Raw genomic sequence first — 970 nt, forward strand, 5'->3', positions numbered from 1 at the left:
CCCCCTCGCACACCCGGCCCGAGGCGTTGTAGAGCCTCATCTCCCGCTCGTCCTCCCGCCGGGGGTCGGGGGAGAAGCTCACCATCCACCAGGCGCACACCGGGTTCTCCGCCCGCCCCTCCGCCCGAAACCAGGCCACCTGTCCCCCCTCTACCCGGCCCTCCCCCATGGCCTCAACCACCACCCGCTCCCCCTCCTCCAGGAGCAGGCCCCAATCCCCCTCGGAAGGAAGCCCCCCCTGGAGGCGCAGGTGGGCCTGGACCCCGAGCCCCGTCCGGTAGAGATGGACCTCGGCCAAGAGGGGCTCCCCGGGCAGGACCTCGGGGGGGAGGAGGGCGTCCTCCGACCAGCGGAAGAGGCGGAGGGGCACCTCCTCCCGGTGGGAGGCCACCGGGGGCTCGCAGGCGGAGAGGGCGATAAGCAGAAAAACTCCCAAAAGCCGCATCTTTCCCTCCTAAAAGGTTCCTAAGGCCCCCCGCGGGCCTGGGGGGTACTAAGGGAGCCCCCTCCCCCCTCCAAGGGCCTTAGGAGGGCTCTCAGGGCCTCCAGGGGCAGGCCCACGGCCCGAGCCAGGTCCTCCAAGGCCAGGGCCAGGTCCAGGTTGGCCCGGTAGAGGGCGAGGCGGGCCTGGGAAAGCCTCTCGGCGGCGGCCAGGACCTCGTGGGGGGCGGCGGCCCCCACCCTGGCCCGGGCCTGGAGGGCCTTTAGCTCCGCCTCCCTCGCCTCCACCCCGTCGGCGGCGGTCCGGGCCGCCTCCCGGGCGGCGAGCCAACGGAAGAAGGCCTCCGCCACCCGCACCCTCGCCTCCCGCCGGGCGGCCTCGGCGCGGGCCTCGAGGGCCCGGAGGGCGGGGCCCCGGTCCCGGAAGAGGTCCGCCAGGTTGAGGCTTAGGGCCAGGCGGTAGGAGGGGGCCACCTGCCCGTACTCCCCCGCCAGGGCGGCCCCCGCCTCGGCGGAGAGCGCCCCGAGT

At 74.8% G+C, this 970-nt stretch carries 2 protein-coding genes; both read right to left on the reverse strand.

Features of this window, described 5'->3' with window-relative positions:
• Window positions 1–445 (reverse strand): hypothetical protein (locus tag ACYQ0J_RS00350; protein ID WP_460170239.1); only part of this gene is annotated, 445 nt, incomplete at its 3' end.
• A gap of 20 nt (window positions 446–465) precedes the next feature.
• Window positions 466–970, reverse strand: a 505-nt coding sequence (locus tag ACYQ0J_RS00355) for a TolC family protein (RefSeq protein WP_460170240.1), incomplete at its 5' end; no start/stop codon positions are given.

The organism is Thermus sp. FJN-A, from assembly GCF_054655095.1.